The following is a 14939-nucleotide window of genomic DNA, read 5'->3' as shown; positions in this document are numbered from 1 at the left end:
GTCTCGAAAGAATCACAAATTCGACGGACGGTAGCCTTATTTCGCATATAATATTGTGAAAATTGTAGAGACAGAGGCGCTCGGTTGGTTCAGTGGGATTGATGGGTTTGTGTCACAGAGTGACTGTACCGTGAAACTACGGTATCAGCATGCAAACCCATTTTCGGGGCGGGAGTCGGTGCTGCTTCGGATTTCGGGGGTGTTCGAGGACCAGACGATCTGTATCCTCATCGACGCAGGCGAGGGGGTGAACGTCGATGAGTTGCTACGAGAGGATGAATATCTGACGGCAATCTGTCTCACACACGCACATTACGACCATTATCGGAGTCTTGCCGAGAATCTACGCCATGGAGCGTCTGTTTACATGACGGCCGAGACAAAAGAGCTGTTGTCGGCCGTCTACGACAGCGTTCCGCCCGAACGGGGGGAAAAGGAGACGGTGTTATCGAATACGAGGATTATCGATGGCTGGACGTCCATCGTCCAGGGCGTCTCGATTCGTGCGTTACCAGCGGGTCACGCACCGGGAGCAAGCAGTCTGATGCTGGCAATCGATGACGGGACCACCCAGAGAACCGTGCTGGCAACTGGCGATTTTACCCGTCGCCAGGCGGCCGGCTATCCGGGCTTCGATCCGGAGTTGCCCGTGGATGTCGATGTCTGTCTTCTCTCTGCGTCTGCAAACGAAACGTTCGAGGAGGATCTGACCGGTGTGATCGAGCGATCGATTGAGCGGGCACTCGACGGCTCGACGGTGCTCGTCACGGCCAGTGGACAGGTCGGTCTCCAGTTTGGCTATCTGCTCGGCCACACGATCGACGAACAGGAGCTCACAACGACTGTCACGCTGGCTGGCGAGTCGGCGAAACTGGCCGAACGACTCGATTACTCGATTCCGCACTGTACGACGACGGCAGCATTCGAGCCCGATCAGGTTCTTGAATCGGGATCGATCACGGTCGCCAATCCCGGCACGCCAGCAAAGAATCCCGCTGCCGGAGCGGGTCAGCTGTTCGAGCAGATCCGTGACGATCCGGGCGCGACGCTCATCCAGGTGCCCACCGATGGCCCGCCGGTCGACGGGGCTGGCTGTACGATACACACCGAGCGGGTACAGAACCATCCCACACCCGAGACGATCGATGCGGTCGTCCGGTCGTTAGAGCCAATCCATCTCGTCGTGCTTCACGAGACGGGTCCGAACGCCGATCGGTACAAGGACAGATATCACAGCTACGTCTGGGTAACCGCAGACCGGCTCGAACATACCCTCCTCGAGGACGGCGTCTGGACGCCACCTGGGTGGGTCTCCGAGCACACCGAAGAGATGGTTCACACCTGGCGAATCACTGGCCGGGATGCACACCGGACGGTAACAGATCCCGAGCTCGACTTTCCCACGATCGAACGACAGAAATCACCAGATCTGTCTGCTGAAGGGCTCACCCTCGGGGCGTTCGACGTTCGACCGGAGCGATCCGAGCTCGAGGGCGGAAAGTATCCTCTCGCGCCAGCATCCTCCACCGAACAGTCACAGACCGAGCCGAACCAACCGGATGCAATCGAATCACTCACCGAACGGATCGAACGGCTCGAAAACACAATCCAGAACACAATACTCGAATCGAACCGCCAGACTGGCCGGGTGCTCGACGTGACCGACGGCGTTACCATCGTCAGGGTCGATGGAACGTTCCCAGAAATTACTGCTGGCGATCACGTCGCCGTCAGTAACCCTGATGAATTGTAATCTGTCCGATCATTTTCAGGTACCCTTTTGGGCTCGCCGTCGTAGGGAGGGTATGGCATCTGATTCGGAGACGGCTGCCACGTCGGTTGCACAGCGCCATCGTGAAACTGCTGCATCGGTGTTGCCCGACCACCAACAGCTCTACATCGACGGCGCGTGGCACGACAGCAATTCGGGTGCAACGTTCGAGACGGCGAATCCAACGACCGGCGAGACGCTGGCAACGATCCCTGCAGGTGGAGCTGATGACGTTGACGACGCCGTCAGAGCAGCCAGTAGGGCGTTCGAGTCGTGGCGAGCCGAGTCACCGGCGTCGCGCCAGCGCACGCTCGAGACGATCGCTGACCGAATTCAGAATGATCTTGATCGATTCGCCCGGCTCGATGTGCTCGACAACGGAAAGCCACTCACCGAAGCGCGCGGCGACGCCTATCTGGCAGCGGAGCATTTCCGGTATTTCGCCGGGCTTATCCGCGGTCACGAGGGCGAGCGCGTGCCGACTGATGGCTCTCGGCGGGTTGAAACGCTCAAAGAGCCCTACGGCGTCGTCGGAGCGATCATTCCGTGGAACTTTCCGCTGTTGATGGCCGCCTGGAAGCTAGCGCCAGCGCTTGCAGCCGGCAACACCGTCGTTCTCAAGCCGGCCGAGCAAACGCCGCTATCTGCACTCCTGTTGATGGAAACGATCGACGACGTGCTCGACAATGGCGTCGTCAATCTCGTCACCGGGTTTGGTCCCGACGCTGGTGAGCCGTTGACGAAACATCCAGACGTTGCAAAGCTCGCGTTCACTGGTTCGACGGCCATCGGCAAGCAGGTGATGAAAAACGCCGCCGACACTGTTACGGACGTGACACTCGAGCTCGGCGGAAAAAATCCAATCATCGTCCACCCGGATGCTGATCTCGAAACGGCCGTCAGATCGACAACCATTGCCATCTTCTACAACACTGGCGAGTGCTGTTCTGCCGGATCACGACTGTTCGTCCACGAATCGATCGAGGAGCAGTTTATCGACCAGCTCACCGCGGCCGCCGAATCGCTAACGATCGGCGATCCACTCGACGATGACACCCAGCTTGGCGCGAAGGTTTCGGATGAACAGCGCGAACGAACGTTGTCCTACGTCGACGCCGCCCGAAATAGCGGGGCGACCATCCTGACCGGCGGCGGTGTTCCAGATAAGCCGGCGCTTTCGAACGGCTGTTTCGTTGAGCCAACAGTGATCAGCGATATCGATCACGATCACGAGGCAGTCCAAGAAGAGATCTTCGGCCCCGTTCTCGAGGTGTTCTCCTGGTCGGAGTACGACGAGATGATCGAGCTTGCGAACGACGTGGATTATGGTCTTGCCTCGGGGATCATGACGAGCGACATCGATCGAGCGTATGAGACCGCACACGATCTTGAGGCCGGCACTGTCTGGGTAAACCAGTACAACGATTTTCCAGCAGGGATGCCGTTTGGTGGCTATAAACAGTCGGGAATCGGCCGTGAGCGCGGCAAGGAGACGCTTGATGCGTACACACAGACCAAAAGTATCGACATTTCACTGTGATAGATCGGTAACCTGAATCGACATTCCCATCCGTCCGCTCACCGTAGCTGGATCGATGACTGAGGACGCTCGATTTCAGACTGAAATCCCGATACGGTATCGAGATCTCGATCCGGAGAACCACGTCAACAACGCCGTCTACGGCACGTACATCGAGGCCGCCAGAACGAACTACATCGATGCTGTGATCGGCGATTCCGTCATCGAGAGCGGGCTGGTGATTGCACATCTAGAAATCGATTACCGGCGGCCGATCACGCTGGACGACGAATCGGTTGCGATCACGGTTGAGACGACCGACATCGGGGATTCATCAGTAACGATGTCGTTTGAACTCGCCACGGCTGCGGGCATTGCGGCGACCGGCGCTTCCGTTCTGGTCACCGTCGATGATAACGGCAAGCCGCGGTCGATTCCCGAGGAGTGGCACGATCGGATTCGTCAGTTCGAGCCAGCACTGGATCAGTGATCGTCCCAGAACTGCTCAAGTGCGAATTCGAGCATGTCGGTGCTTACCGTCGTGAACGACTCCTGATCGGTCGCGATTGGCGCGTTCACCGACCGCGGAGCAGTTCGGTCGTATCGCTCATCAACCAGTAGTCGCGTACCGATCTCTTCTGGATCGCGCAAGACGCGCCCAATCGCCTGGCGTGCTTTGCGGATGGCGGGAATTGCCACCGCGTACTCAAAGCCAGCGCCGTCGAACGCGCGGTCGTAGGCAAACTGGACCGCCTGCATTCGCGGTGTGGCCGTGTTCGCGTACGGAATGCCGATGACGGCCGCCGTGTGCAGTCGCTCTCCCCGATAATCGACACCTTCCGTGACGGTCCCGCGCGCACTGCTCACGAGTACGCGATCGGTCTCGTCGTCGTTGAAAAACCGTTCGAGCATCGCGTCTGTGGTGGCCATATCGCTCGATTGGTCCTGTAAGACCGGCTTGTCGATGGCGTCTTCGAGCAGGGTAGCTGCCCAGTCGGCCTCGGCGTACGACGGCAGACAGAGCAGTACGTTTCCGGGACTCCGGGCAATCGTGACCATCGCTGCGGCGTGTGCCTGCCGGGTTGCAGACATCGCGTCGTAGCTTGCGGCCGGTGGGCCGCGATTGCGATATGTAAACGCCGGACACTCGACAATCCAGCTTGCCCGATTTTCCGGCGGAAACGAGAGACCATACTGTGTCGTTTCTGTTTCACAGGCGAGCTGTTTGAGTCCGCTGACCCGCTCGTACACGTCGAACGGTGCGAGTGTGGCCGACATCAGTATGCCACCACCCAGTTCGTCGAAAATATTCGCCAGTGGATCGTGGGGCAAGCAGTTGAACAGCGACAGCCTGGCGTTGTACGCGCGGGCCCACGCGGGCAAACTCGTATCGACGTTCGGTTTTGGTGCGTACTCAAGTTCGATCTCGCGAAAATGAGTGGCGGTGTCGGCTCGATGCCACGCGTCGAAAAACGACCCGACGCCGTCGGCTGCTGGCGTGCGCTCGGTCTGGCCGTCTTCCTCGTGGATCGTTGCCGCCACAAGACACGCGGTCGCTGCGGTCTGGAAAATCTCTTCGTCGAACGCACCAACGGCGTCGTTCGTGAGCGTCGATCGTTCGTCGCTCTGTGGCGGACGGAGCCCGATTTCGTGGTCAATCTCCGGAAGCGTTCGATCTTTGAAGCTCCGCTGCCAGTCTGTGTATTGCGCATCGAGATAGTCGCTGACGTGCTCGTCGATCGCCTCCATCAGCCACTCGAGAAACGACTGAGTGCGAGCGAGATCGCCGTCGGTGAGGCTCGAAAATTCGGCAAGAACGCGCTGGGCTGATTGTTTGTGCAGCGTCGGATCCGTCCCGGGGTCGTCGCCGCCCGTGCCTGCCAGATACGACCTGGCCAGGACGAGATCGCGATGCGCGGTTCGGAGCGTATGCAGCCCGAGCTGCTGGGAAAGCAGGTCTCTGAGGCGCTCTTCGAGCATGTGTGCCTCATCGACTACCAGCAGCGTGTTCTCATCGAGCACGCCGGCTTTCGCGTCAGTCAGCTGTCGAGTTACGGGATCGAACGCGTGGTTGTAGTTGCCGATCAGCACGTCGGCATCGGCCATCAGCGACGCCATCGCCTCGTGGGGACAGAGCCCCCGCGAAACGGCGGTAGCCACCACCGCATCACTGTCGAGGACGCCGTGGGTGCCCTGGTCAAATCCGAACGGAATCCATTCCTCGCTCGCAAAGTAGTTGGCATAAAACGGGTCGAACTGTCGGTCATCCTCGAACGATCCACCGTATTCGACAACCACGTCTGCGATCGTGGGCGGGCGCTCGGGAAACGGTGCCGAGACGTCGGCCGTCTGGAGGCGATCACCTTCGAGAGCCGCCACGAGATCTGTCACGGCCGCGGCCCTGACGGGATCGTACCACGATTCGTCTTCCTCATCGCTCGACGACCGGTGGTCCGGACAGTAGGGCCCATCGTAGGCGTTCCGGTTGCAGTCCGATTCGATACAGACTGAAACGCGGCCATCGAGATCGCCTGGCTGAACGGCGAGTTCGTAGACGGAGTTGCGACGAACGAGCTCAACCGTGGTATCGCGGAGAGCACTCGCCGTGTCATGGACGCTCTCTCCGTCGTCCGTTCCAAGCGTGTTCGTGCGGGCGTACGGGAGAAGATCGCGTTTGCCCACGAGAACGATGCCGTTCGTCCGTTCGTAGTCGGTGGCTGTGGCGCGCTGGTTGAGTGCACGCAGATCGGTGACGAACTGTGCGAGCTGTTGTTTCACGGGCGTTACCACCAGCAGTCGCTCAGCAGCCTCCCGTTCCAACAGCTCTCGGCCCGCCACGAGTGCGAGTAAGGTTTTTCCCGTTCCACAGGCTCCCTCGAGGAGGAGATAGCCGGTTTCCGCTCCGCCACAGGTCGAAAGAGCCTGCTCGACGCCATCAACTTGCTGTGGATACGGATCGAACGGGAACAGGTCGGCCCACGACGCGGCGATCGAATCGCGTGGAACGGACTGGTCGGCCACGCGGGTCACGTCCAACCATCGTGTGGCATGCCCTATAAACGCTCGACTTTCCGTGTTGGCTGCGCGAGAGTCCACCGATCGGGACGTTCACGGCACTGGAGCACGAATCGTCCGTATGGCTGAGGAACCACTCGAACGCAAGACGGACACACCGCAAGTGGTACGCGGGGTGGTCGCCGGTGCGATCGGGCTGATCGCCACCGGACTGCTGGCAAACTATCTGACTCACGCCGGCCCTTCAGGATCACCAGAGCTTGCGTGGATCGTCGGCTACGGCCTGACGGTGTTCATCGGCTGGCATTATCTGATCCGACCGATCAATTTCGGCGAGCGCCACGCGCAGTGAGCAGCCAACCGTCGAGTAACGGAACCTTAAAATCCGCACCGTCGTGAATGGTGGATAAGGATGTACGCGCTCCCACTACAGGTAATCGACAATTTCCTGCTTAACTACAACCTCGGAGACGTGCTGGTGCTCGTGCTCGTGCTGGGGCTGCTGGGGACGTTGCCCCTGCGGAGCAAATCCGTTACCGGGCTGTTTCTCGGAACGTTCGGCTTTCTGTTTTTGATCACGCCGTTGAGTCTTATGGGCAACGAATGGGTGCTCCACTTTTTGGGTGTCGGCCTGATTTTCGTCGGTCCGATGATCGTTATCATGGACCGGTAGGCTCAAAAATCGCTGATCAGTTCGTCGTATCGAGCACCAGTCTGTTTGAGCGATTCCGTCGAATAGAGTCGCTCGTGGTTGAATGGTAGCTGTTCTGTCGCCAGTTCGTCTATCCGCTCGTCGACTGCGGTACTGTCGCGGCCGTGGATCATCGTAAACAGCGTGTATGGCCAGTTCTGTTCCGGTCGTGGGGGACGATGATAACAGAGTGTCACGTACGGGATCGCCCCAACTCGGCTGCCATAGCGGTCGATAGCCTCGAGAGGGACCTCCCAGACGACCATACAGTTGCTGTCAAACCCCGTCGTTACGTGATTCACGATACAGCCAATGCGTTTGATGCAGTTCGTTTCGAGAAGCGTCTCGATCGCTGTGACGACAGTCGCTACGTCCGAACCGATCCGCTCGGCCACATCCTGATACGGCGTCAGTGACAGAGGAAAGCCGTCCTGAACCGCCAACAGCAGTTCACACTCGAGCGGGGAGAGATCCGCCATCCGCGTTTCGCTCACCGGCGTCGGTTCGACTGTCGCTTGAGTGTGTGTGCTTTTGGCAAACTGATCGCCGTTCACCACTGGAAACTCAAGATTGATGTAGTAATCAGTCACCAGCGGCAACACCAGCACTGAACCGGCCACCGCCTCGATCTCATCGATAATCGCATCACGTCTGGCTTTCGTGCCGGCCGTCAGGACGAACCACATGTTCCACTCGTGATCGCGTCGGTAGTTGTGGTTCACCTGCCGGTAGCTGTTGATCGTTTCGGCCACCGCATCGAACCGGTCTTCTGGAACTTGCACCGCCGCGAGCGTCGAGCTCCCGATCACCGGCGGATTCAACACCGGACCAAACCGACGGACGATTCCAAGCTCCAGCAGCCGCTCAAGACGGTCTAGCGCCGCAGTCTCCGAAATCGAGAGCGATGCGCCGATCGATTGAAATGGACGGGGCTCGACGGGGACGCCGCTCTGAAAGCTGTCGATGAGGCTCGCGTCCACGCTATCGAGGGGCACTCGCCAGTCACCCTCCAGGCTACTCATCGCAATAACTACGCGATCCGGTGTTTACCGTTTGTCGTTTTCGATCGTCCACATCGTAGAAGAACGAAATGACACTCACGTCCGTCCACTTCGGTTCGCGACCACAGAGTGTAAATTTCCACTCAGATGAGGGATACTGACAAGTTGATCCAAAACATAGTACTAGTATATGCAGGAAAATTCAGACGCACCGTCGTGGGTTACGTTGACTGAGGGGGAAATACTCGTCTGGAGTGGGCATCCAAGTTTGCTTTCGGCCGGTGGTTCGTTTCTCGTTGGATTCATTCTCGTCGTTACTGGGATCGGAGTTGGAATATTCAATGACGGCCTTGCGCGCCTGCTCGCGCTGGTGTTCGTCGGAATTGGGATTTTGATGGTTGGTGCGACGTACGTCAACTATCGGAGCACCCAGTACGTTCTAACCAGCGAGGAGGTGTATAAAAAATCCGGGCTTATTTCCCGTAACGTGACCAATATCCGGCTCGATCGAATACAGAACACCTCGTACAGTCAGTCGTTACCGGAGCGATTCATGACGTTCGGATCGGTGCATATCGACACCGCAGGAACTGGTGGCACGGACATCGTGTTGACAGACGTTCCCAACCCCGAACGCGTCAACGGTTTGATCACCGAACAGCTCGACAACGTTCGGCCGAACCCACCGGAACAACAGGAGCCTTCCCCCGAGGCGTGATCCGGCTCGAACGGGATATTTTTGCGCAGTGGACTCGAACGCTCCATCATGGCGACAGGTGAGTGGACACTCAAGCGGCTCATGACAGAGGTCGTCGGTTCGGGGCACAAATCCGCAGACGATATGACGCCCGCACAGGCTCGAGAAGCCTTCGAGCGGATTCTTGCTGGCGAACCCGATCAAACGACGCTCGGCGCGTTCTGGTTGGCAAATCGCTGGAAGCGAAACACGCCAGAGGAGTTAGGGACGTACATCGACGTGATGGCAGAGCAGTCGGTGGCATTTGCCGAGCCTGACGCCGATCCGGTCGATTGTGGGGCGAACTACGACGGAAAATCTCGGACGGCGTTGCTCGGTGTCGGCGCTGGACTCCTCGCCGCGGCGGCCGGCACGCCAATCGTCACCCACAGCGGCGATCGCGTCCCGACACAGAAGGGCGTCGCCTACAAGCACGTTCTCGATGCGCTCGGCGTCCGGACGGCGCTCGAACCCGAAGCGAGCGCGTCGATGGTTGATGACGTTGGCTTCGGATTTTATTATCAGCCAGCGTTCAATCCGGGGATCGACGGGTTGAACGATCGACGCGATCAGATGGGCGTTCGAACGTTCATCAACACGATCGAGACGCTCGCCAATCCCGCCGGTGCAAACGTCCATCTCGGGAGTTTCTATCATTTACCCTATGCTAAGCGGATCATTGACACGTATGAAGCCAGCGAGCGCTACGAGATCGATCGCGTTGTGATGTTCCAGGGGATGGAGGGTTACGACGACGTTCGGCCCGGCTCGACGACAGTTGCCGTCGGAGCGGACGGCGAGCTGGATGATTTCACGATCGAGACTGCCGAGTACGGGATGGCGATGACCGAAGACGATCTCGCGGTGGACGACGTTGCTGAAGAATCTGCGGCGATCACCGAGGCGGTTCTCAGCGGCGAGCGCTCGGATGCGTTCGCGGATGCGATTGCGCTCAACGCTGCGTTGCGGATTTTCGCCCGTGAGGATGCTGCTTCGATCGATGAGGGGCTGACGATGGCACGGGCGGCGATCGAGGATGGTTCGGCGAGTGCGGTGCTCGAAGCGGCCCGAAAGTTCTAGGGGCCGAATCGACGCAGGAGAGTGGGGTTCACACTACGGGCGGGGTCACGAACGAATCGTGCGTCTCAATCGCCGGACAGCTGCACCGCCCCCGGCCAGGACGAGCCCTATGACGAACGCCACAATCGGATACAGTGGAACGAATCCAAATCCGGATGGATCATAGCTCGGTACGAGGTTGAAATAGAGCCAGATACCGAGAGAGAGTTCCAGGCCGAACACTGCCATCACTGGGATGAGCGCGCTCACGATGAGGCCTTCGTTCCGGTAGGCACTCGCCACCGTCATTGCAGCTGCTATGAGCGGTATTGAGGGCAAAATGAGCAGATAGGTGTACGGAACACCGTCGTACACTGGAAAGCTGGTGTACAGAACCAGGCTCACGAGAAACACGAGACCAGCAATCGCCAGCGTCTGTCGTGTCCGGCGGCTATCGCGTCCAAACAGGACCGGCGAGTTCGTATATGACATGGGCGATATAATCACACGGAATTCATAAATATCTTGTTCCCTTGCAACTGGCCATTCACACAATCCCGTTCTGTTGGTCTGAAGAACCAGAAACTGCTCCACAGACAGCCAGACACGTCCAGCCCGCGATTGACAGCGTGATAATCCACCCCGGTCGAATTCTGCTTCCTGTTTCGAGATAGAAGCCACCTGGAGGCTCGCGGGCACATCGGGACGAGCGGATATCTGTCGATCAGGACCACCCGACAGCAATCGACAGGGTTAGGTGGGAAAATTTCATTTAGCCAATTTCTGAGCATGACGAATCATCAAAACGCGTGGTCCACACTCGATTCAACAGTCGATCACGAAGGATTTCTCTACTCTGCAGGGCACGATCGGGTGCGACGGCCTGACGGCGAGACGCAATCGTACGATTGGATCTCAGTGCCCGACATCGTGGTGATTGTCGCACGAACAGCAGACGAGATCATTCTCGTAGAACAGTATCGCCCTCCTGCAAACGATCAGGTGCTTGAGTGTCCGGCCGGTATCGTCGAGCCGGACGAATCACCGGTGGAGGCCGCCATCCGTGAGCTTCGCGAGGAAACAGGGTATCGGGCCGACACCGGAACGCACCTGTACACGCACAATCCACTCCCTGGGCTGCTTCGACACCAGTTGCACGTGGTTTGGCTGTCGGAACTTACTCCAGGGGAGTCGGCCATGGATGACGGCGAGTTCATCGAACTTCGAACGGTCCCGATCGAGGACGCTATCGACGTAGCGCGCACGCCACCCGCAAATGGCATGACGCTCATGACGTTGCTCATAGCACAGGAAGACGGTCTGCTCTGAGCTTTCCACCTGTATCGACAGCCCAGGGGGTGAGGGTCACAATCGGTTAGCGCATGAAAGCGGTGGGATTCCTCTAATCAGTGGTGATCTGGCTAGCGCTGGGTGTTGGTCTGTGAGTCCAGCTGGACAGCCAAGACTTCGATACCGACAGTACGAATCCAAGAGCGTGAGCAAGCCGTCAGCCGCACTCGCACAGCCGGGGCGGTCAATCGTTTCCAGTGGCGATTTTGGATCCAGCGGGGAACGTCACCTGGTGGATCTCCCCATCGCGCGTTTCGTGATATCTCACTTTTGCGCCGGTGTCGAAAAATGCCGCCACGATCGTTTCGCCGGTGGCGTGATAGCGCGTGATCCGTTCGATTCCGGGCAAGTGTTCGTAGTTCGTCCGTTCACTCGCCAGATCGGCCATCGTCAGAATCTGCTCGATTCGCGTGGCGTGCGGACAACCCGTCGATTGACACGGCCGGCACCATGTTCCTTCGCCGATGTCGATCACGTGGTAGAGCTCCGCTTCGGAGAGCTCACTCCGGGAATCCACCGTCGAGAGATTCACGCAGTTGCGATCCTCGTCGCGAAACAGAAACAGTGGCAGCGTCATCGCCGACCCCACTGTGGACAAAGGATGGCGTGATCGCGGTGCCTACCGAGCTGGCGACGGCAGACCAAGCACGTGTGAATGTAATGACTGTTCAAGCCGGTACTGTTACGTGTGTATGAATCGTTCCCTGTCATGGGATTCTCCGATCTGAGAACCCCGGCGTCGGGTGCTACTACCACCCGGCGCGTTCAAACACGAACGCACAACGCCCGTACGGCGCAACCGAAGTCCTCGTGATAGTATGGCTTCCCGATCGCTTATAAAGTTATTTTGGAATAATTGTGAATGACTGTTCAAATAACAAATTCTAGAAAGCAGTGGATCTTATAGTGTCGAAGGGATTTCTGGCTGGTAATACGAACGATGTGAGGGTCCAATTGCCAATCACACACTATGAGTCGGATTCAATCGTCAAAATGGCTATTTTCATCAAGAACATTCTGTAAATCCTGGATATTGTTTTGTGACCATTCATATGCTTCCCACATAGGGTCATTCCAAGATTCATCACCATGATAATTATCGACATAAGTGAAACAATCCTGATAACAGGTGAGTAACTCTTCACAAAGGTCTCTCGGACTAACAGCATATCCGATGGCTACTCGTGTCGAAAAGAAATCTCTATGCTCTTCAGTAATCGGTTGAAATGCAATGCGTATATCGTCCCCATCACAAAATGACAGAACAAAACAACCGAATGGCTCATCTGCTCCAATTTCTGCGGGGACCTCCTCGTAGCGACCAATATCACCAATTGAGTAGCGTATGATAGCTTCTTTGAGGTGCATCAGTGTAAAACTTAGATACATCCCAACATATTCATCTGAATTTGTTACTTCATCCCCATTTTTATCATACATTATTCGATCCCAATTTGATTCAGTATATTGAGTGAGGGCTGTACCATCAATTTCCACTCTTATGCCACCATCGACAAAGCTTGTATAATCAGCATCTACAGGAGGAAAGGGAAACCCAACAGATATTGAAAGATCGGATGTCATGGGCTATACTTTACACCACCTTTTGAAGGATGCGCAGTTTTTATTATACCTTCCTTTGGCCGTGTGAGAACAGTCATCTCTTCTATCCCGTACTTCTTATATATTTTACTGCTTTTCGGTATGGACCACACTATTTTTTTTCACATAATCGTGATCTTTAACAACATCCCCTTTCTTAGCACTCACCATTATTAGCGATTTTATTTCATCCGGCTTCATATTTTTAGGGAACATTGTCGGCGGATCTTTACTATGGCCTGCCTTCCTCGCCGGTTCAGTTGGATATCCATCCCTTCTCTTGAATTTTTTATAATATTTAGAGTCTTGATGAACATGTCTAGCAATTATATGACGCCAACCTGGAGTTTGGACAAGATTAGTCTTATCTGGATTCCATTTATTAGTATCTAATAACAGTATAGTATCTCCATCACTATCTTTTCCAGCATTACTAATATCAGATTTATCTATTTTTGAAGTAAGTTTCGAACTCTTATATTTATGTATTTTATCTATTTTATCATTTATTTTCTTTGTAGATGCTCCTTTGTAAGTTTTCGAACTCCCACCATCAGCAACTAGCTTCTTCCCTTCGTTCGGATCCTTCTTCAGCGATCCTTTCTCCGCCAGCTCGATGATCTCATCGACGGATTTGCCGCTCTCCTTAAGCTCGCTCGCTCGTCCACCCGAGAACAGATCAAGCAGCTGTATCACCTGCTTGTCGGGCATGTGCGTGGCGACGTGTTTCGCGAACGCCTTCGAGAGCGCCTTCGTCTTCGAGCTAAAGCGTTTGATCCAATCTTTCGTAAAGTCAACGAGCTTTGTCCCGTCGGCCGCAAATCCAAGCCCTGGAATCGCCGCCGCTCCGGAGAGCACCATCCCAGCTACATCGCCTTTCAGGCCCGATTGGATGGCATCACGAGCATCCGCGAAATCACCGAGCCCAGGCACGAACCCGATCGCAAACTGCGCCAGCATGTAGTACGGCGACGACGACGTGTCCTTGGGAGCCACACCACCAGGCATCCCCACCTCACCGTACAACAGCCCGTCCTTGAACGCCTGCGCGTCCGACTCTTTGATCTCCAGGGGCCCGAACGACACCGTCTCCTCCTCTGGGGGTGGCGTCGCTTTCGAATCGGAGGGCTTCGAGCCATTGCCGGCAACTGGATCCACTGACTCTGGACGGGGCGTCCCCTCACCATCGGAGGGATCACCAGCCGAATCGCTCGCCTGCCCCGACGCACCACCAGATGCTGAAACTGTATCCAGATCGCTGCTCCCGTGTAACGATAGCAGTGGCCGAAACGTCGTCTCAGGCCCCGTCTCGCTCGCGTCAATAGCCAGCGTCACGGACACCGTCGAGCCAGGATCCAGTGCAACCGCATTTCCAGACCCTTCAATCGGCTTCTTCGTCGTGCCCCGCTCTAATGTGACAGCGTCATCTGTCTCCGAAAACCAGAGCGCTACCGGCGCTGTCCCCTGATTAGTAACCGTGAAAACGTTCGCCAACCGCGCCGTCGAATGCGCATTTACCCCCGCCCCCGCTGCATCTGCCGTCTCATCCACTGCTACCCGCAACTTCCCGTTTTTGTCGGTGGCGTACTTCCCGTTCGGACCCGGCGCTGGCTGCAACCCGAGGTAGCCCGACGCATCACCTGCGACGTTTACTGTCGCCGTCCGGCTGGCTGTCATGCTGTCGAACGCGCCCGTCGCGTACACCGCGCTCAACACCACCCCAATCGCTACCAACGCAATACCAAGACGACGTACAGAGATCATTGACTTCCACAAACCACTCGCCTGGGAACCAGCTGCGAGCGTCGTTGTTATCACATGATTATAGTTACTTTACTTTATACTTTCGAAAATGAGCATCTCAATTACAATCGAGGGATCCACACAGAAATGCAACCACCAACGGAGTTCGGTACCGCTACAGCCACCGCCGAGAGTTGCGATCCCCTTCGCGAAACAGAAACAGTGGCAGCATCATCGACGACCCCACAGCGGACAGCAGAGCGCGTGATCGCGGTGCCCACGAAACTGGCGACGACAGACCAAGCACGTGTGATTGTAATGACTGTTCAAATAACAGGTTCTGGAGGATTTCGATGAGGAATACTGGCTTGCAGTGCAAACAAAAATCCTCTTGAAACCCCTAGTATATGAGAATAATCATACAGAATCAAAACTGGCGAATTTCATAAATA

General features: G+C 56.6%; 14 protein-coding genes. 8 read left to right on the top strand and 6 right to left on the bottom strand.

The genetic code is table 11. From position 1 onward, the window contains the following. Nucleotides 1-130 precede the first annotated feature (130 nt). The 3 genes from JXQ78_RS11765 to JXQ78_RS11755 are packed head-to-tail and all read left to right on the top strand — an operon-like array spanning nt 131 to nt 3780. Entirely contained in the window at nt 131-1753 is a 1623-nt protein-coding gene (locus JXQ78_RS11765; protein ID WP_330630958.1) for an MBL fold metallo-hydrolase, read from the top strand. 52 nt (nt 1754-1805) lie between these two features. Beyond that, a complete protein-coding gene (locus tag JXQ78_RS11760; RefSeq protein WP_330630957.1) occupies nt 1806-3311 on the top strand; it encodes an aldehyde dehydrogenase family protein in 1506 nt (501 codons plus the stop codon). A gap of 55 nt (nt 3312-3366) precedes the next feature. Beyond that, nucleotides 3367-3780 (top strand): acyl-CoA thioesterase, encoded by a 414-nt coding sequence (locus tag JXQ78_RS11755; protein ID WP_330630956.1) that lies wholly within the window; start codon nt 3367-3369, stop codon nt 3778-3780. Here the strand turns inward: JXQ78_RS11755 and JXQ78_RS11750 are convergent. Next, nucleotides 3774-6320: an ATP-dependent DNA helicase gene (locus JXQ78_RS11750; protein ID WP_330630955.1), complete on the bottom strand. Its 2547-nt coding sequence runs from the start codon at nt 6318-6320 to the stop codon at nt 3774-3776. The genes JXQ78_RS11755 and JXQ78_RS11750 overlap by 7 nt on opposite strands. Before the next feature lie 106 nt (nt 6321-6426). Between JXQ78_RS11750 and JXQ78_RS11745 the strand changes: the two genes are divergently transcribed. Both JXQ78_RS11745 and JXQ78_RS11740 read left to right on the top strand, forming a co-directional pair. Further along, complete coding sequence (locus tag JXQ78_RS11745) at nt 6427-6657, top strand: hypothetical protein (protein WP_330630954.1); 231 nt, start codon at nt 6427-6429, stop codon at nt 6655-6657. A gap of 60 nt (nt 6658-6717) precedes the next feature. Next, nucleotides 6718-6978 (top strand): hypothetical protein, encoded by a 261-nt coding sequence (locus JXQ78_RS11740; RefSeq protein ID WP_330630953.1) that lies wholly within the window; start codon nt 6718-6720, stop codon nt 6976-6978. Nucleotides 6979-6980: 2 nt separating this feature from the next. Here JXQ78_RS11740 and ahbB read toward each other — a convergent pair whose 3' ends face one another. Beyond that, nucleotides 6981-8018 carry a siroheme decarboxylase subunit beta gene (gene ahbB / locus JXQ78_RS11735; RefSeq protein WP_330630952.1) on the bottom strand — a complete coding sequence of 346 codons (1038 nt, stop codon included), beginning with the start codon at nt 8016-8018 and terminating at the stop codon, nt 6981-6983. A gap of 169 nt (nt 8019-8187) precedes the next feature. On the opposite strand from ahbB, the gene JXQ78_RS11730 reads away from it, so the two are divergent. Next, entirely contained in the window at nt 8188-8715 is a 528-nt protein-coding gene (locus tag JXQ78_RS11730) for a PH domain-containing protein (RefSeq protein WP_330630951.1), read from the top strand. Nucleotides 8716-8763: 48 nt separating this feature from the next. After that, the gene (locus JXQ78_RS11725) at nt 8764-9813 is read left to right on the top strand and encodes an anthranilate phosphoribosyltransferase (RefSeq protein WP_330630950.1); all 1050 of its coding nucleotides are present in this window, start codon (nt 8764-8766) and stop codon (nt 9811-9813) included. A 45-nt stretch (nt 9814-9858) separates the two neighbouring features. On the opposite strand, the gene JXQ78_RS11720 is transcribed toward JXQ78_RS11725, so the two are convergent. Next, nucleotides 9859-10284 (bottom strand): hypothetical protein, encoded by a 426-nt coding sequence (locus tag JXQ78_RS11720; RefSeq protein WP_330630949.1) that lies wholly within the window; start codon nt 10282-10284, stop codon nt 9859-9861. 297 nt (nt 10285-10581) lie between these two features. Here JXQ78_RS11720 and JXQ78_RS11715 point away from each other — a divergent pair, with 297 nt between their 5' ends. Continuing rightward, nucleotides 10582-11121 (top strand): NUDIX hydrolase, encoded by a 540-nt coding sequence (locus JXQ78_RS11715; protein ID WP_330630948.1) that lies wholly within the window; start codon nt 10582-10584, stop codon nt 11119-11121. A 205-nt stretch (nt 11122-11326) separates the two neighbouring features. Here JXQ78_RS11715 and JXQ78_RS11710 read toward each other — a convergent pair whose 3' ends face one another. The 3 genes from JXQ78_RS11710 to JXQ78_RS11700 form a co-directional block, all read right to left on the bottom strand. After that, nucleotides 11327-11719: a hypothetical protein gene (locus JXQ78_RS11710; protein WP_330630947.1), complete on the bottom strand. Its 393-nt coding sequence runs from the start codon at nt 11717-11719 to the stop codon at nt 11327-11329. Nucleotides 11720-12123: 404 nt separating this feature from the next. Then, complete coding sequence (locus tag JXQ78_RS11705) at nt 12124-12726, bottom strand: hypothetical protein (protein ID WP_330630946.1); 603 nt, start codon at nt 12724-12726, stop codon at nt 12124-12126. A 105-nt stretch (nt 12727-12831) separates the two neighbouring features. Continuing rightward, nucleotides 12832-14508, bottom strand: coding sequence for a hypothetical protein (locus JXQ78_RS11700; protein WP_330630945.1), 1677 nt, complete (start codon nt 14506-14508; stop codon nt 12832-12834). Between the last annotated feature and the right edge of the window lie 431 nt (nt 14509-14939).

Source organism: Halocatena halophila (assembly GCA_027563145.1).
GTDB classification, from domain to species: domain Archaea; phylum Halobacteriota; class Halobacteria; order Halobacteriales; family Haloarculaceae; genus Halocatena; species Halocatena halophila.
This window is presented reverse-complemented; position numbering and strand designations above follow the sequence as displayed.